This is a genomic window from Duncaniella muris (genome assembly GCF_003024805.1).
In the GTDB taxonomy this organism is placed as follows: Bacteria; Bacteroidota; Bacteroidia; order Bacteroidales; family Muribaculaceae; genus Duncaniella; species Duncaniella muris.
Genome location: NZ_PUEC01000016.1, coordinates 1 through 16,886, shown reverse-complemented (window position 1 = coordinate 16,886; position 16,886 = coordinate 1). Strand labels below are relative to the sequence as shown.

General features: G+C 52.5%; 13 protein-coding genes, 1 tRNA gene and 1 other RNA gene. 9 read left to right on the top strand and 6 right to left on the bottom strand.

Annotated elements, in window-relative coordinates; genetic code table 11:
* Window positions 1-4 precede the first annotated feature (4 nt).
* Together C5O23_RS07820 and C5O23_RS07815 are read left to right on the top strand one after the other, a co-directional pair.
* Window positions 5-202, top strand: a complete 198-nt coding sequence (locus C5O23_RS07820) for a type II toxin-antitoxin system HicA family toxin (protein ID WP_107032388.1) — start codon at window positions 5-7, stop codon at window positions 200-202.
* Window positions 203-407: 205 nt separating this feature from the next.
* Window positions 408-818, top strand: a complete 411-nt coding sequence (locus C5O23_RS07815) for a hypothetical protein (RefSeq protein ID WP_107032387.1) — start codon at window positions 408-410, stop codon at window positions 816-818.
* A 153-nt stretch (window positions 819-971) separates the two neighbouring features.
* Here C5O23_RS07815 and C5O23_RS07810 read toward each other — a convergent pair.
* From C5O23_RS07810 to C5O23_RS07795, 4 genes are all read right to left on the bottom strand, one after another.
* Window positions 972-1,043 (bottom strand) — tRNA-Met (locus C5O23_RS07810).
* 103 nt (window positions 1,044-1,146) lie between these two features.
* Window positions 1,147-2,466: a TolC family protein gene (locus C5O23_RS07805; RefSeq protein ID WP_107032386.1), complete on the bottom strand. Its 1,320-nt coding sequence runs from the start codon at window positions 2,464-2,466 to the stop codon at window positions 1,147-1,149.
* Window positions 2,467-2,542: 76 nt separating this feature from the next.
* Window positions 2,543-5,704: an efflux RND transporter permease subunit gene (locus C5O23_RS07800; RefSeq protein ID WP_240597740.1), complete on the bottom strand. Its 3,162-nt coding sequence runs from the start codon at window positions 5,702-5,704 to the stop codon at window positions 2,543-2,545.
* A gap of 41 nt (window positions 5,705-5,745) precedes the next feature.
* Window positions 5,746-6,828: an efflux RND transporter periplasmic adaptor subunit gene (locus C5O23_RS07795; protein WP_107032385.1), complete on the bottom strand. Its 1,083-nt coding sequence runs from the start codon at window positions 6,826-6,828 to the stop codon at window positions 5,746-5,748.
* Window positions 6,829-7,147: 319 nt separating this feature from the next.
* Here C5O23_RS07795 and C5O23_RS07790 point away from each other — a divergent pair, with 319 nt between their 5' ends.
* From C5O23_RS07790 to C5O23_RS07775, 4 genes are read left to right on the top strand one after another with little or no spacing between them, the layout of a single operon-like run.
* Window positions 7,148-7,882 carry a rhomboid family intramembrane serine protease gene (locus C5O23_RS07790; protein ID WP_107032439.1) on the top strand — a complete coding sequence of 245 codons (735 nt, stop codon included), beginning with the start codon at window positions 7,148-7,150 and terminating at the stop codon, window positions 7,880-7,882.
* A complete protein-coding gene (locus C5O23_RS07785; RefSeq protein WP_107032384.1) occupies window positions 7,869-8,810 on the top strand; it encodes a rhomboid family intramembrane serine protease in 942 nt (313 codons plus the stop codon). The genes C5O23_RS07790 and C5O23_RS07785 overlap by 14 nt, the downstream gene beginning before the upstream one ends.
* A complete protein-coding gene (locus C5O23_RS07780) occupies window positions 8,807-10,021 on the top strand; it encodes an endonuclease/exonuclease/phosphatase family protein (protein WP_107032383.1) in 1,215 nt (404 codons plus the stop codon). Before C5O23_RS07785 ends, C5O23_RS07780 begins: the two co-directional genes overlap by 4 nt.
* A gap of 35 nt (window positions 10,022-10,056) precedes the next feature.
* Complete coding sequence (locus C5O23_RS07775; protein ID WP_240597738.1) at window positions 10,057-12,234, top strand: M3 family metallopeptidase; 2,178 nt, start codon at window positions 10,057-10,059, stop codon at window positions 12,232-12,234.
* A 275-nt stretch (window positions 12,235-12,509) separates the two neighbouring features.
* Here C5O23_RS07775 and C5O23_RS07770 read toward each other — a convergent pair whose 3' ends face one another.
* A complete protein-coding gene (locus C5O23_RS07770; protein ID WP_107032381.1) occupies window positions 12,510-13,541 on the bottom strand; it encodes a glycosyltransferase family protein in 1,032 nt (343 codons plus the stop codon).
* A 289-nt stretch (window positions 13,542-13,830) separates the two neighbouring features.
* Here C5O23_RS07770 and C5O23_RS07765 point away from each other — a divergent pair, with 289 nt between their 5' ends.
* Both C5O23_RS07765 and C5O23_RS07760 read left to right on the top strand, forming a co-directional pair.
* A complete protein-coding gene (locus C5O23_RS07765; RefSeq protein ID WP_107032380.1) occupies window positions 13,831-14,421 on the top strand; it encodes a sigma-70 family RNA polymerase sigma factor in 591 nt (196 codons plus the stop codon).
* A 95-nt stretch (window positions 14,422-14,516) separates the two neighbouring features.
* Window positions 14,517-15,596 (top strand): porin family protein, encoded by a 1,080-nt coding sequence (locus tag C5O23_RS07760; RefSeq protein ID WP_107032379.1) that lies wholly within the window; start codon window positions 14,517-14,519, stop codon window positions 15,594-15,596.
* Window positions 15,597-15,610: 14 nt separating this feature from the next.
* Here the strand turns inward: C5O23_RS07760 and ffs are convergent.
* An RNA gene (gene ffs / locus C5O23_RS07755) (signal recognition particle sRNA small type) lies at window positions 15,611-15,710 on the bottom strand.
* Window positions 15,711-15,769: 59 nt separating this feature from the next.
* Here ffs and C5O23_RS14155 point away from each other — a divergent pair.
* Window positions 15,770-16,021 carry a hypothetical protein gene (locus tag C5O23_RS14155; RefSeq protein WP_133166524.1) on the top strand — a complete coding sequence of 84 codons (252 nt, stop codon included), beginning with the start codon at window positions 15,770-15,772 and terminating at the stop codon, window positions 16,019-16,021.
* Window positions 16,022-16,886: the final 865 nt, after the last annotated feature.

Genomic DNA, 16,886 nt, shown 5'->3' with positions numbered 1-16,886 from the left:
TGACATGAGAGTATTAAAAACCTCAGCAGTGCTCAAAGTGCTGCTTGCCGACGGTTGGATGATCGTCAGGCAGAAAGGTAGCCACCGCCAGTTAAAACATCCGACGAAGCCCGGCACGGTAACACTCAATGGAAAACCGTCGTCAGACATCTACGGCAGAGAACTTGACAGTGTGCAGAAACAATCAGGCTTAGAGTTCTGATTGAGGGAAAGGGAGCAAAACTCCCTTCCCCTTCCTTTCATTTTAATGCCATCTCTTTGTGCGGAACAATAGCGCGGGCATGATGCCCGCGCTATTTTATAAAATAAATTGTTATAATTAAGTAACTCTGAAAAATTAATTTAAAAGATTATCCTTAGGAGCTACTTATGTATATTATATCGTTCAATATTGAAGAGTTACTTATATGCAGACATTGACTATCAATACATCGAAGACCCCCTCAGGATATAGTGCCTCTTGCGACATTATTCCGGGCTGGGTCGTTGCATACGAAGGCGATTTCGACGGTTTTGAACCGTATGTGCGAGAAAGCATTGATTTTTATGTTGAATGCTGTCAGGCCGATGGCACTGAATATCCTCCGATTCTGGCTGAAAAAGATGTAGCTATCCGTTACAGATTTGATGTGCAGAGTCTGCTGAATCACTATCAGAATATTTTCTCTCTTGCAGCCCTGCAATGTATTACAGGCATAAATCAGCGCCAACTCTGGCACTACGCAGCCGGACGCTCCAAGCCACGCCCGAAACAAGCTGAGAAAATAGTAGGTGCCCTCAACCACCTTGGCAAAGAATTGGTCGCGCTCTCTGTTTAATTGGACACTAAACAAAGTCATTGGACCACAAGAGGCTGTCTAACAAGTTTAGGCAGCCTCTTTTAATCATTCTGATCTATCCCCCGCCCCAGACGAGGGGGCGAACAAGAGAAAGCCTTGCAACCGCTGCCGGTTGCAAGGCTTTCTTCTTAGTGGCGGGGGCAGGACTCGAACCTGCGACCTTTGGGTTATGAGCCCAACGAGCTACCACTGCTCCACCCCGCGATGTCATTTTCGTGGTGCAAAGGTAGAAACTTTTATTTATCCTGCCAAATATTTTGCGATATTTTCAGCGTTAAATAAGGTTAACACAAAGAAAAAACCGCTGTCACAGATCGCCGGAATCACTGCCGGCGGCGGTGCGCCCGGTGGCGATCAGATAGGCCGACCGGGCCACGCAGAATGCGCCGTAAGCCGCTATATAGCTGTCAATCGACTCCTTGTGGCTCGCTTCAGCTTCAAGCACGTCAGTGACCGTCGACATTCCGGCCTCATAATAGAGGCGGTTGAGCCGCAGATTCTCAGTGCTTTCCCCCACCCCTTCACAGGCAATGTCCATCTTGCGGTGGGCGGCGGTGAGATTGTTCCACTTGTCCTGCATTCCGATTTCGAGTTTCTCACCAAGATCCGTCAGCTCATTGCGGGCATTTTCAAGCGCAAGCGACTTACGTTTGATGGCATGTGAACCGCCCCACCATCCGGAGAGAGGAATGTTGACAGCCACCATCAGCGCACCGAAGTTGTGGTTCTGTTCAAGCAGGTCGTGGTAGAACCATCCGGCTCCGAGCGCCACCTGCGGGAGGTTCCGGCCTATCTCTATGCGCTTTTCGAGTTTTTTGGCCTCGACGTTTTTCTGCAGCAGCTTATAGTCGGTGGTCAGAGGCAGCGCGTCAGCACCGGGCATATAGAGCTCGGCAGGAAAATCAGGCACAGCCTCAGGCACAGCGTCGTCTACATCGAAATTCCAGTCTGCGCCTTTGCCCATATACTGGCCGAGAAGCATTCTGACAAGCTTGATGCCATTGTCAAGATCGACCATTTCGGAGCGGTAGGTGTTGCGTTTCAGCTGCACTTTGAGCAGATCGTTGCGCATGGCCACACCGGCGTCCACAGCCACCTTCACCTGGGTGTCAAGCGTGTCAAGCGTGGCTATTGCGGCTTCAAGAGCTCCGCGTGAGGCTTTGAGAGTCACCAGTTTCCAGTAGAGCGACTCGGTTGTCAGCCGCAACTCGTCGAGAGTCTGCTGCTGACGCAGCCTCGCCACTTCCTCGCCTACAGCCGCAAGCTTGTTGCCGTTGACGATCTGTCCGCCCATAAACACCGGCTGCATGGCCTGCACGCCGGCCATCTTGCCCTTGTTGATGAATCCGATCTCGATTATGTCCAGAAGATTGTATTGAAAAATGTCATTATGCGTCCAGAAAGCCATCCCGGTAGCTGATACCTCCGGAAAATATTTAGTGAACGCTTCGCAGCGAAGCTCTACGGCCGCCCTGGTGTCATTGGCGGCATTGCGCACGGCCATATTATTGGCAAGCGCCAGTTCAATACAGCGGTCAAGAGTGATGACCGAGTCTGCCTCAGCGGCTTTCAGCCCTGATGCCACGGCGAGCGAAACGAGTAGTATTGCAAATCTGATATGTCTCATCGCTTGATATGGATTTTGAGAAAGATTGTCAGATGGATTTTATAGGCCGGCTAATAGCGGCTTCTTAGGCAAGCTCTTAGAGCAGATGGGTTTCAAGAGGCTCTTCGAGAGGTTTGTCAGCCGCCTTTCCGCGGTTTTTCATCAGGCAGTAGGCCACGGGGATCACGGTGAGGATGAATATCATGGTGACAGGTGTGCCCCAGAATATCACCACTCCCATGGGTTTCCACAGGGCACTGTCACCCATGACCATCGGGAGCACACCCATAGTGGCGGCGGCAGATGTCAGGAAGATAGGGCGCATACGTCGGCTGGAAGCATTGAAGACAGCATCGTAGACACTCGCGCCCTGATTGCGCAGCTCTTCGGCATAGTCGAGAAGCACTATCGCGTTTCTGACAAGGATGCCCATCAGCGACACCAGACCGAGCACACAGGTGAGCGAGAGATCCGTAGACTGGATGCGCAGTCCGATTGCCGCGCCCGGAATGCACAGCAGCAGGCAGGCAAGAAGAAGGAGCGCCGTGTCAGCCGCGGCATAATGCAGCAGGAGGATGAAGAAGATGATGACCACAGCGATGGCCAGGCCTCCAAGAATCTGCGGGAGAGTGCTCATGGTGTTGTCCCATTCGCCTCCGCGTGTAAGGCTGACTCCGGCTGGAAGCTCATAACGGTCTATGCTGTCCATCAGAGCTTCCGTGCGGTCGATCACGTTGACCCCGCGCTGCACTTCGGCAATGAGCGACACGGATGGGATGCCGCTGTAACGTGTGAGCATGCCAGGATGCCATTCGGGCCTGACATCGGCTATCTGGCGCAAAGGCACATCGCCCAGGCCGATCACCGGCATAGGCTCGCCGAGAAGATCTTCGGCGGTTGACCGGTCAGAAGTTCCGGTTTTGAGCACCACGGGTATGCCATAGTCGCCTTCCCAGACCGTGGCCACCGGAAGTCCTGAGCTATAACGCATGGCAAGAGTAGTTTCAAGGAGCACACTGTTGAGACCGAGCCGCGAAGCACGTGTCACGTCAGGCGTGACCATGGCGACGGCCACAGGATTGTCAAGCGAGGATCGCACGTTTCTCAGTCCGGGCACACGGCGGGCCACACGCAACAGCGAGTCGCAGGCCTGGCTCAGAGCCTCGCGGTCAGATCCGGTGAAACGGATCTCCACCGGATAGTCGGCGGTGGAATAGCTGAGCTGCTTGAAGCGGACAAAGGCATCGGGAAACCAGCTTTCGTACTTTCCGGTGTAGTCGTTGAGCACATCGATGGTAGCCTGATTGCTTTTTGTGTTGACTATGAACTGCGCGAAGTTCGGGCCTCCGACCTGCGGAGCGTAAGTGGCCTGGAAGCGAGGCGACGAGCAGCCGTGGAAAGAGGCTATCGATACCACTCTGTCATCAGCTGCCAGTATTCGCTCAAGCGAGTCGGCCACCTGGGTGGTGCGCTCCACGGAGGTGCCCTGCGGAAGGAAAATCTCTACGGCAAACTGATTGCGTTCGGCTATAGGCATGAGCTGCAGAGGTGTGGCCACAAACATCCATGCGCTTGCCGCCACGCAGATCACACCTATAAGGATGGTAGTTTTAGGCCATCTGAAGCACAGCCCTATCAGACGGTCATAGCCTTTCTGCATCGAGTTGAAAATGCTGAACTTTTTCTTGCCTGAGGCGAGAGCCTCCTGCTGCTCCTTGTAGATCGGCTCCTTGATCAGCCTGAACTGCATGAATGGCACGAGAAGTTCGGCTATCAGAAGCGACACAAACAGAATTATGGTCATGCCCCAGGGGAAATCCGTCAGGAAGTCACGGAACATGCCTGTCACCGTCAGAAGGAAGGGGAAGAAAGTCACCGATATGGCGAGTGTGGCCGAGAAAATGGCTTTGAAAAATTCGGTTCCTGACCGGAGAGTGGCCGACATATGGTCCATGCCCTCGGAGATCAGTTCAACATAGTCGTCAATGATCACCACCGAATTGTCAACAATCATGCCCAGCGACACAATCAGACAGGCGAGGGTCACGGTGTTGAGCTCTATGTCAAAGGCATAGAAGAGTCCGAGCGAGATAAAGATCGACACCGGAATTGTCGCCGCAGCGATCAGCGCCACTTTGAGCGGCAGAAGAATCATGATGACGACCACCACCGCGATTATGGCTATCAGCAGCTCGACGAGAAAATAGTTGACCGAACTGTTGACCACCACCGGCTGATCTGTTATCTTGAAAAGCGTGACAGACTCCGGCATGTCGGCACGGGCCTTTTCAAGCTGCGCGTCGACCTCCTTGCCCATCTCTACGATATTGTAACCGTCTTTCATGCTCACGCTCAAGAGTATGCATTTATCGAAATTATTGGTGATATAGCTGTCAGGATCGGGATATTCCTTTCTGACCTCGGCCACATCGCCGAGCCGGACCACACTGCCGTCAGGGGCCGAGAACACAACCATAGCGGCGACATCGGCCACTGAATTGACCGGACGGGCCACGAATACAGGCCGGGTATAGCTGCCGTTGCGGAGAGAGCCTCCGGTGGTCTGAAAACCCTGGGCCAGAAGAGTAGCGCCTACGGTCTTCTCCGAGAGGGCATAGTGCTGGAGCTTTTCAGGGTCGAAACGGACCGCAATCTGCTCGGTCTGCATACCGGAGACCGACATTGTGCCTACGCTCTCTATGGTGCGCAGACGGTCTTTGAGATCGTCCATGTAGTCATTCAGCTCCCGATATGTCTTTTCATTGCTCTGCATGGTTATGAGCAGCGCCGATGTCTCGCCGAAATCGCTGAGAGTCTCCACGCCGAGCACTCCCGGCGGAAGTTTGAGTTTCTCGGCCTCCATGCCGATCTTGAACTCGTTCCAGAAGCTGTCGGCATCATCCACATTGTCATCAAGTTCTACGAAGATGATGGCCGTATTGCCTGAAATCTGCGAGTGGGTTTTGGTCTTGTCGACCTCATTGTAAGAAAACACATAGTCTTCAAGAGGCTTCAGCACCTCTTGTTCTATCTGTTCGACAGAAGCGCCCGGATAGACCGCACCGACCACACCCTCGCGGATTGTAAACGATGGAAACTCGTTTTTATCCATCACTTTCAGTGCATAGATGCCGAAAGCGATGAAAATACAGGTGATCAGAATGATCTCCTTGCTGTATTTCATTCCGGCCACGACTATCGGCGATGGCTTTGCCAACGGAGCCGGAACAGTGTTTTTAGAATCTGACTGACTGGACATAGTCTGAACTTAGAGTATATCTGTAATTAGGAAATATAAACTCATTCGGCCCCGTAGGCTCCCTGAATCTCTACGCTGACAGGAGAGCCGGTTCCAACTTTCCGCATACCGGCCACTATCACGCTGTCGCCGGCCGAAAGGCCTTCCGACACTATTACGCCGCCCGAAGCCAGAGCATCGGCCTTGACAAAGCGCCGGGCCGCCTTGCCTCCGTCAACCACCCAGACAAACGTGCGGTTGTCAGAGTCGAGAAGAACAGACTGCGAGGGAAGAAGCACCTCTGCCGCCGTGGCCGACAAATCAGCCGACGCGACTGAAGCTACGGCCACATCTCCGACCATGCCCGGCAGGATGCGTCCGTCAGCCGTCGGAATGGCAATTTTGACCGTATAGGCGCGTGTCAGAGGATCAGCCACAACCGATTTACGCACCACGCGGCCGGAGAGCGAGTCTATGCCGAGACTCTTGAAACCGACCGTGGCGGCCTGGTCTTCGGCAATCGCGCCGATTTCACTTTCAGGAACGGAAATAGTTATGCGGATATCACTGACGGTCACAAGCTCCAGCACCGGCTCAGCCGCTATGACCGTCTGCCCGACTCCGGCAAGTTTCCGGCTGACCACACCGCTGACCGGAGCATGAAGAGTGGCATCCGTGACGGCGCGCCGTGACATCTCGGCTGCATTCTCAGCCTGCTTCAGCTTGTTCTGCACCTCAACCCATTTGATCTCAGGAAGGGCATCGGCGTCATGAAGTTTCTTAAGACGCGCATATGCGTCGCGGGCCTCTGCAAGTTCCGCATCGGCGATATTGCCGGCGTTCACATAGCTGTCGCTCCTGACTCTGGCGAGCACCTGCCCTTTGGCCACGCGCTGACCTTCCTCGACATAGAGATCTGTAATGGTTCCCGGCACGGAGAAACTCAGCATCGAGGTTTCCGCTGATTCCACAGTCCCGGAAAAAGACAGTCTGCCGTCAGGGCGGGTCATGCTCACAGGCATGACCGTCACCTTGACCGGCGGAGCTACCTGCGCCTTTTCAGAGTGTCCGCAGCCCGTCAGAAGAGCCGCACAGACTAACACCACGGCTTTTGCCATGCCTGATGATGAACGGAGTCTATTCATTGTCCTTTGTGCTATTCAAGTTTATAAACAGCAGGAATCTCGCCTGCCTTAAAATTGATGAAATTATTTCAATTTTAACACGTTGACAGCGGCATTTGTTTTACGCCCGGTAAATATTCCTTTCTGCGGGAGCGCCACATCAGTTAAAAACAGTTAATCAGGCCGGTCGGCACACTATTATGCGTAAAACAATTGTTTACAAATAATCCGCCCCCTATCTCTCCGCATATTTCCCTACTCCCCGCATAGTGATGTGAATATTCGGGGAATATTTTGTAAATTTGCAGCTATGCAGACAGGAAACTCATTTTTCTCACAGATGCCGCCTGTTACAAAGAATCTGATTATCATAAATCTGATTGTCTGGCTGGCAATGTTCGTACTTCCGCGTCATCTCGGCGCGGACCTGGAGACCTATGCCGGTCTCCACTATTTCAAGGCTTCGGATTTCAATCCGGCCCAGTTGCTCACATACATGTTCATGCACTCGACGGGGAGCCTGGCACATATTTTCTTCAATATGTTCTCCCTGTTCATGTTCGGCATGACGCTCGAACGCACTCTTGGGAGCGCCCGCTTTCTGTTTTATTACATCTCATGCGGTGTCGGTGCGGCCCTGATCCAGGAGCTGACCTGGGCGCTGACCTGGGAAGACACCTTTGTCAGACTCATCGCCAAGACTTCTGACGTGGACTTCGCCGAAGCCCGCGAGTTTGTGACCAACTCCGAGTTCACGGCCGAAGGCAGAGCGTGGCTGGCCAGAAACCTCAACATGTTTGTGACAATCGGCGCATCGGGAGCCATCTATGGCATCCTGCTTGCCTTCGGTATGCTCTTCCCGAACGCTCCGCTCTATCTGTTTTTCATTCCGGTGCCCATCAAGGCCAAGTGGATGGTGATAGGCATGGGTGTGATCGAGATTCTCATAGGTCTCAGCGAGGCAGCGGGAAGGAGCGACGGAGTGGCCCACTTCGCTCATCTCGGAGGCATGATCTTCGGCTTCTTCATAATACTCTACTGGAAAAAGAAAGGCACTTTTCATGGCGGTTTCTGACACACTGCGACAGCTGAGACGGTCGTTTTCGACCTCTACGATGCTGATGAAGATCATCTGGGTCAACATCGGGGTCTTCGTGGTGTTGCGCCTGACGGCCATCGGAGGCATATTCTCCGGCAACCCTGACTTCATCAACGCCGTGCTGGGCTATGTGCAGCTGCCAAGTTCGCCGGGAGTGCTCCTGACGCGCCCGTGGACGCTGCTTACCTATATGTTCGCGCAGTATGACCTGATGCACATTGTGTTCAATCTGCTGTGGTTCTACTGGTTCGGCACACTCTTCATGATGATAGCCACACCGCGGCAACTCCTTGCGCTTTATCTGCTTGGCGGACTGGGCGGCGCCGTGCTCTTTATAGCGGCCTACTGCGGATTGCCTATGTTTGCCCAGCATTACGGGATGCTCATCGGCTCATCGGCCTCGGTGATAGCCATAGTCACCGCCACGGCCATACTCATGCCCGATTTCAGAATGAATCTGCTGTTTATCGGTTCGGTGTCGATCAAATGGATTGCCATAATCACCATATTTCTGGTGCTCATAGGAGTCACAGGCAACAATGCCGGGGGAGAGATAGCCCATATCGGCGGGGTGGCCGTCGGAGCTCTCTATGCCCTGCGCATGAAACGCGGCCATGACATCACGGCTCCGTTCAACCGGGCCTTTGACCGAATGGCCAACCTATGGAACAGTCTCACCTCAGCAGCCTGGAGCCGCAGCCGCTCCGCGAGACCTGAGCGGAACACCCGCCAGGCCGGCGCAGGCTCCGGCCAGAAGACAGCTAAACAGCATGAGCCCACATGCAGCCGCTCAGACCGCGAGGTGCTCGACTCTATTCTCGACAAAATAAAAAAATCAGGCTATGCCGCCCTTACACCCGAAGAGCGTCAGCGCCTTTTCGATGTCAGCCGTAAGATCAAATGAAAATTCCCCGTCCACACCGCCCGGTCAGATCGACAGTCCTCGCCATAGCCGTGGGGATCAATCTGTTTGTTGCCATGCTCACCATCCTGGCAGCCTACGGAGGGACTTTCAACCCTGACACACGTGTGATCATGGCCATGATAGCCATGACCTTTCCGGCAATGCTCCTCTTGGGGATGATAGTGATGACAGCCGATCTGTTCTTCGACCGGCGGCTCGCTCTGATCATAGCCGGAGGATGGCTCATCTCCATCCAGCCGATACTCAGCTTCTCGCCACTCCACATCTTAGGCCACAGCCTTTCGGAGCAGGAAAAGGAGCGGTCATTCACCCTGCTGACATACAACATACTCCACTACTGCGACTTCCGTGGCGAAAACCCGGAGCTGGAGGCAAACGCCACTATGAGCTACATACTCTCGACCGACGCCGACATTGTCAACCTTCAGGAGGCCGGACCGGAACTGACCTGCCCCGGCAGACTGAACATGATGGAATCAGGAGCGGTAACCACAGGCGACTACTGGCACATGAAGCAGAGCCAGCTCGACTCGCTCTATGCCCGCTACCCCTACCGGGTGATCAACCGCGATAATCAGCTCTCGGTATATTCGAAGTATCCCGTCACTCCGGTCAGAATCCACATCCCGCCCAAAGACCACAACGTGATGGAATGCTTCCGGCTTGACATAAAAGGGCAGACAGTTCACCTGATAAACGTCCACCTGAAATCCATCGGCCTGACCGATGCCGACAAGGCCCTCTACAAACAGACTTTCCGTAACGTGCCTGACAGCAAGCAGGAACTCAGGAGTGAGATCAACGATGTGAAATCGCAGCTTCTGAGCAAACTCGCGGTGGCGTTCAGAGACCGGGCCGCCCAGGCCAACACAGTCAAAAACGTGATCGACTCGATAGGCGGTCCGTTCATAGTGGCCGGCGACTTCAATGACATCCCTGACTGCTATGCCGTGCGCCGCATCCTCAGCGCCGACGGAATGAACGACGCTTATGCCGACGCCGCCTTCGGGCCGGCCATCACATATCACGGTGACCGCTTCTACTTCCGCATAGACCATGTGCTTTACCGCGGACCGTTCAAAGCCATTGACATAGAGCGCGGAGGCATATACTCAAGCGACCACAACCCGCTGCTGACCACCTTCCTCTTCGACAAGGACCTCCGGCTTCAGCCTGAATCCGCACCCTGACCGATAAACCAATATATATAATACCATCCGGAAACATGAACCGATTATTAACAGCCGCCCTCGGCGCCGTATTGCTCCCGGCAGCACTAAGCACCTCAGCAGATATGACTGCACAGACCCGTCAGAACCCGTTTCTGGCTCCTTACAACACCCCGTTTGAAATTCCGCCGTTCGACAAGATCACCTATGGCGACTATCTCCCCGCAATCGAACAGGGCATAGCCGAACAGAAAAAGGAGATCGAGGCAATAGCCAACAATCCGGCTACCCCGACCTTCGACAACACCATCCTCGCCATGGAAAAGAGCGGAGCTCTGCTCCAGCGCGTGATGCTCGTGTTCGGCTCTCTTGACGAGACCGACAACAACGACCAGATGACCGCCATCTCTGAAAAAGCCTATCCGATGGCAGCGGCGGCAGCTGATGAGATCTCGATGAACGACAAGCTCTTCCAGCGCGTCAAATATCTCTACGACCGCCGCGACCAGCTCGGACTTGACGGTCCGCAGAAACGCGCCATCGAACTCTCCTACAAGAGCTTTACCCGCAACGGCGCCCTTCTTTCAGCCGACGAGAAAGAAAAACTCAAAAACATCAACAACGATCTGACCCGCCTCTATCTCCAGTTCAACCGCAATCTGCTTGCATCGACAAACAGCTTCGAACTTCTTGTGGATGACGAGTCGAAACTCGCCGGACTTCCGGCAGGCATCGTGGGCACCGCCGCCACCGAAGCTGCCAGCCGCGGCAAGGCCGGCAAATGGATCTTCACGCTCCACGCCCCCAGCCGTCTGCCCCTGCTCAAATATGCCGATGACCGCGAACTGCGCCGCAAAATGTATGAAGGCTACATGAAACTTGCCTCCGAAGCGCCCTATGACAACCGCCCTGTCATCGGCGAGATCATCAAGACCCGCGCCGCCAAGGCCCGCCTGCTCGGATTTGACAACTATGCGTCATACATGACTGACAACGTCATGGCCAAGACCCCGGAAGCAGCCAAGAGCCTGCTGATGAAAATATGGGAACCGGCCACAGCCCGCGCCCGCGAGGAAGTAGCCGAAATGCAGGAATACGTGCGCAACGAAGGCGCCAAATTCGAGATCGCACCCTGGGACTACTATTATTATGCCGAAAAACTCCGTCAGAAAAAATTCGAGCTTGACGAAAACGAAGTCAGCGCCTACTTCTCGCTTGAGAATGTGCGCAAAGGCATCTTCACTCTGGCCGAAAGACTCTACGGCGTGACATTCACCGAACTTCCCGAAGCCCCGAAATATCATCCCGAAGTCAAGGTCTATGAAGTCAAAGACCTCAAGGGCGAACACGTGGCAGTCTTCATGACCGACTACTTCCCCCGCCCTTCAAAGCGCCAGGGCGCATGGATGAGCGAGTTCAAAGGATCGTTTGAAGATCCTGACGGAACCGTTGGCCGTCCGATCATCTACAACGTGGGCAACTTCACCCGCCCCACTGCCGACACACCCGCCCTCCTTACTGTGGATGAAGTGGAAACCATGTTCCACGAATTCGGCCACGGACTCCACGGCATGCTCACCCGCGCCAAACTCCGCAGCCAGGCAGGCACAAACGTTGACCGAGACTTCGTGGAACTTCCCTCTCAGATCACCGAACACTGGGCTCTGGAACCCGAACTGCTCAAGGAATTCGCCTTCCATTACAAGACAGGCGAGGTGATCCCCGAAAGCCTCATCAACAAGCTCCAGGCCGCTTCCACCCATAACCAGGGCTTCACCACCACCGAACTTGCCGGCGCATCGCTGCTTGACCTCGAATGGGGAATGCTCAATCCGGCCGAAGGCGAGACGATTGACGTGGACAATTTTGAAAAGCAGGTTGCCGAAAAGCTCAACATGCCCCGGCAGATAGCCTACCGCTACCGCTCGCCCTACTTCAAACACGTGTTCGGCAGCGACGGCTATGCCTCCGGCTACTACACCTACCTCTGGGCCGAAGTGCTTGACACCGACGGCTTCGAACTCTTCAGCGAAAAAGGTATCTTTGATCCCGCCACAGCAAAAGCATTCAAAGAAAATGTGCTTGAAAAGGGCGGCAGCGAGGATCCGATGGAACTTTATGTACGTTTCCGCGGCCATGAACCTTCGGTAGATGCCCTCCTCCGCAACCGCGGTCTCGCCCCCAAGGCTGAGAGCGCCAAAGGCGGCGACATCAAGACTCCCGGCGGCAAATAACAACCGCTGACAACTGCCCGTTTCAGTAAAAAACGTTAACAGGGGCTTTCAGACACTGATTTTTTCAGTCTGAAAGCCCCTAATTTCAAAAATATGACATATCTTTGCACCCGCATCAGAAGTGGCACGTAATCCCGCCGGGACCACAGTGCTCCGGGAGAGCTGCTGACGATGCATCCGACTTAAGCAAAAAATAATAAGTGAATCATAGGTTAAAATCCGGTAACTCGTGAGAGCAGCCGGATTTGTTTTTTCTGAAATGATCAAATGAATAATCAAAGGGCCATGACATCACGCAGCAGCGGCAGCTGGGCATCCATAGTAAAATTGCGGCTGCGTTCAAGGGCTTTCCGTCCACAGCGCTCTCTCAGTCCGGAATCAGACAACAACGCATGCAGCCCGGCGGACAGAGAGTCAAGATCGCCGAGACGATAAGGAATGCCGGCACCGTCTGAGAAGAAATAACTGATGACCGAGAGATCTGTATAGACCACCGGCTTTGCATTCCTTGCAGCCGAAATGGCAAGCATCTGACCGGAAGCCCCGACATCTTCCCTGAGAGGGACAATAACCACCTCGGCACCCGTAAGGATCGACTCGAACTGATCTTTCGGGAGATTGTAAAGAAGAGTTACATTGTCAAGGGAGGGAGGGCACTCAATGCCGTTAAGCGATGAGGCGACAAAGACAAACTGTCTGTCAGGAAAACGCCCGGCAAGTCTGAACATCAGAGGATAGTCTCGGTTCGTATATCCTCCGGTAAACACATATGAATCAGGAAGACCGGCTGTCCGTTGATCCTCTTTGGCCACGGGTGTGAAATCGGAACAGAATGGTATGAATTTCAGATTAACTTTTGACGAAAGGGCTCTGTAGTACTCGATCTCCCCCTCTGACTGGGTCAGAATAGTAAAACGGCTGTCGGCAAGGAGAAACCGGAGAATTCGTTTCACCAGCGGTTTGCGTCCGAGTTCATGTAGATAAAAATTATGGAAGTAGACGCGGCAGTCGCCCAAAGCCAGTCCGGCCAGACGGCAGATGAGCATGAACGGCAACTGGGCCGAAGTGCAGTAGACAATGCGGTTTCTGAAAGTCAGCGGCTGCACAGCCCATTTGAAAAAGGCCTTGGTCCATTCACGCAGCAGACCTTTCTTTGAAAGAAAACCGGACTTCGAAGCCTCTGATATATAAAGCAATCTGACCTCTCCCCCGTTGGCCGCATACCACTCTGCCACACTTGGCAGGCCATAGGATTTATATTGGTTGAGAACAACCATTGTTTTGCCGCAGTGTTCGGAAGAAGCCATGATATTGTGAAGATTCAGGTTGTGGTGGTGGGAATAGCAGATTCTAACGTCGTTTTTGCCTTGTTTCAGACAGTTCTTAAATAGAAGAACACCAATTCATCGGAATTATTGTGTGAAACATAGAATAACAGTGGTTAAAGTATGTCAATACAATTGCGAGGTCAATGAAATTTTGATATATTTGCCATAGGAATTCCGGTTTATTGTATGCCGCCTTTATTTTAACGTTTTTTAATTAAATTTACCGCCTATAGAACATTGCTACTCTAACCAATCAAACGAGAAACCAATGCAAAATCTGTCAAAGCTCGCCGACCGTGATCTGGTTGCAGCTTATGCCAATGACAACAACGACGCTTTTGACGTATTGCTTGAACGCCATCAGCAGAAAGTCTATTCCTACATTTTTCACATTGTAAAAAACAAGGATATTGCCGACGACATCTTCCAGGAGACATTCGTCAAAGCCATCATGACCATCAAGCAGGGACGCTATACCGAGCACGGCAAATTTTCGGGATGGCTCACCCGGATAGCCCACAATCTGATCATCGACTTCTTCCGCCAGGAAAAAATCGAGAATGCCGTCTCGGCCGATGACGAAACCAGCGATGTGCTCAACCGCCGCGACCTCTGTGAAGGGAATATCGAGGATGCCATAGTGAGCACCCAGATCGACGAAGATCTGCGACGCATTGTCATGGCCCTCCCTGATCCGCAGCGCGAGGTGCTCGTTATGCGCTTCTACCGCAACATGTCATTTAAGGAAATAGCCGAAGCCACATCCGTCAGCATCAACACCGCTCTCGGACGCATGCGCTACGCCATCATAAACATGCGCCGCATCGCTGCCGAAAACAATATCGCACTTGCCATCTGAGAGGAGCGGCCGGCCCCCTTCCGCGTGCAGGCTGACTTCTCTAAAGAAAAATTTCATAAACCCGCATCATTCAGACTCTATCCTCACACTGACTAATGAAACTACACATCAGACATCTCTGCCTCCCTCTTGCCATCGTTGCCTTTCTGGCATCATTTCAGAAAAGTCTTGCCGCTGAAAACCAGCAGTCCGGCACTCAGCCGCAATCTGACGAAGTCAGCAAAGACAAGGTTAATCTTGTCCCCAAAATCCACGGCACAGTCCGCGCCCGCTGGGAGATGGACACCAAGGGGGGCGAAAACCGCTTTGCGGTGCGCAATGCCCGCGTGTCTATTTCCGGAGAGATAGCCCAGCCTATCGACTATTATATCCAGACCGACTTCTGCGACCAGGGTAAAATGAAGATCCTCGATGCCTGGGGGCGTGTCAGCTTTACCAAGCGCCTGCGCCTGCAGGGCGGACAGTTCCGCTTGCCTTTCGGCACCGACTGTTTCCGCGGACCTGGCACATATTTTTTCTCAAACCACTCGTTTATCGGCGGCATAATGAACAACGTGCGCGGTGTCGGAGCCAAGCTGAGCTATACCTTTCCCACAAGCGGATCATCGCTCCTCAGCCTTGAAGCCGGAGCGTTCAACCCCACATCGATGGCTGACCATAATGTGTGGGTGAAAGAGATGGCCTTTGCCGGAAAAGCCCTTTGGACAATCGGCGAGGTAAAGATCGCCGCCGGTGCCGAGACTCTTATCCCGGACTCTGTGCGCATCAATTCGCTCACGGGCTCCGTGACATGGACCCACGGCGGTCTCACTCTTGAGGGCGAGTATCTCAACAAGCACTACACCAACAAGGCCCACAAGGCCGCTCACGGCTACAATGTGTTTGCCGACTACGGTTTTCCTGTAAAAGCAGGCATATTCAACCGCGCCTCGGTCCAGGCCCGATTCGACGGAATGACCGCCTACAGCAGCGGTAACAGAAATGACGAAGGGAAACTTTTCACTGACTATGCCGCGCGCAACCGTGTGACAGTCGGGGGTACTCTGAGCTACATTTATAAATTCGTGCGCTGCGATCTGCGCCTCAGCTATGAGAAGTATTTCTATCACCACGATGCCGTGGTGCCTGTAGGCGACGGAGATAAAGTGTGTGCTGAACTGGTTGTAAAGTTCTGAAAAGGGCACAAAAAAAAGGGTAAGCTTACTACATCGCACCGCTACAACCTGATACCGTTGCTTCGATCAAGACCTGGCGGAGTTCTCAGGGAGCTGGTCGTGTAGGACTTACCCGGCTGCAAAGGTACTACTTTTCCCCGAATCCGCAAGCATCCCGGCTGAATATTTTTCTCGTGGAGCAGATTTCTTCAAAAATTCTTTCTAAAAACGTCAAAAATCCGGCCTCGCTGGCGCTTTCTCCGAGCATCAGCGAGGCTGCAACGCATTCGCGCGGTAATGAAGCCAGACAAAGATGCAAGAATAAAACGCCACATCCAGTCCGGCTGATGCGAAGAAGGAAGACGCAGCGCCAACTATCTACTGCCGGAAACATCCTGAAATCGGCCCGTACTAATTGTTTTCAATTAGAACAGACACCTAAATAATAGAAAATTACCCATATTTAGGTATGTTCAGACGCATAATGTTATTGTAATTTTGCATACAGATAATTATACGAGAATAACAGATAAAAACATTTGGACAATAAAGCTTAGCTATAGATAGCTCATGTAATCTATTTTAATTGAATGCTATTGTTTAAACGGTATGATGCAAAGTCGCGATGACCCCTACATCATACCGGTTTTTATTTCCTGCATAGACTTTTACCCTCCCAGATCTTCATATGCCTGCACTCAATAAAAATATCGGAATCCATTCAATTCCAGAGTTGTGCTTTATACCATTCATGCCACTAAGCTATGGTGCTAAAAATTGGTCCGTGGAATATAAGTTATCGCGCCACCACTCCCAAAAGGATAGTTCGTTACGTCTGTATTAAGATATGGAGAATCCGGGACTATATCACCAACAAATGCGAATCGCGGATTTTTGAAAACCGTTCCGTCTTCTGCAACCGAACAAAGGGCCTTCTCTTTAACTTCAATGACAATACGCACAATCCCTCTATATATACCTAAAATATATTTTACCTTATCAGCAGGGCAACCGCATCAAAATTTTAGGCGATAAGCAGCGATGGCGTTGCGTCAACGATGATAGATGTAGGGAAATTCTTTGAATACACCATATCCGAAGTCATGAATTCTTAGTAATTTTATAGTGTTAAAATCTCGGCAACAGTCTGATTTTTAGCGCCATAAAGCTTGCATATCTCGTGCTTTTTTAGTATCTTTGTAGCTGACAATCAACAATATAGATACTAAAATCATGCTAAACGAAATCTTTATGACAGTACCCGATCATCGGGTTACAGGTCGTTGCACATACGCGCTTTCCGACCTTCTG

Coding starts and splice junctions, on each gene's coding strand:
- C5O23_RS07760 (WP_107032379.1), top strand. CDS start 14,517: ATGAAACTACACATCAGACATCTCTGCCTCCCTCTTGCCATCGTTGCC.
- C5O23_RS07815 (WP_107032387.1), top strand. CDS start 408: ATGCAGACATTGACTATCAATACATCGAAGACCCCCTCAGGATATAGT.
- C5O23_RS07800 (WP_240597740.1), bottom strand. CDS start 5,704: ATGTCCAGTCAGTCAGATTCTAAAAACACTGTTCCGGCTCCGTTGGCA.
- C5O23_RS07780 (WP_107032383.1), top strand. CDS start 8,807: ATGAAAATTCCCCGTCCACACCGCCCGGTCAGATCGACAGTCCTCGCC.
- C5O23_RS07765 (WP_107032380.1), top strand. CDS start 13,831: ATGCAAAATCTGTCAAAGCTCGCCGACCGTGATCTGGTTGCAGCTTAT.
- C5O23_RS07770 (WP_107032381.1), bottom strand. CDS start 13,541: ATGGCTTCTTCCGAACACTGCGGCAAAACAATGGTTGTTCTCAACCAA.
- C5O23_RS07775 (WP_240597738.1), top strand. CDS start 10,057: ATGAACCGATTATTAACAGCCGCCCTCGGCGCCGTATTGCTCCCGGCA.
- C5O23_RS07790 (WP_107032439.1), top strand. CDS start 7,148: ATGCCGCCTGTTACAAAGAATCTGATTATCATAAATCTGATTGTCTGG.
- C5O23_RS07820 (WP_107032388.1), top strand. CDS start 5: ATGAGAGTATTAAAAACCTCAGCAGTGCTCAAAGTGCTGCTTGCCGAC.
- C5O23_RS07805 (WP_107032386.1), bottom strand. CDS start 2,466: ATGAGACATATCAGATTTGCAATACTACTCGTTTCGCTCGCCGTGGCA.
- C5O23_RS07795 (WP_107032385.1), bottom strand. CDS start 6,828: ATGAATAGACTCCGTTCATCATCAGGCATGGCAAAAGCCGTGGTGTTA.
- C5O23_RS07785 (WP_107032384.1), top strand. CDS start 7,869: ATGGCGGTTTCTGACACACTGCGACAGCTGAGACGGTCGTTTTCGACC.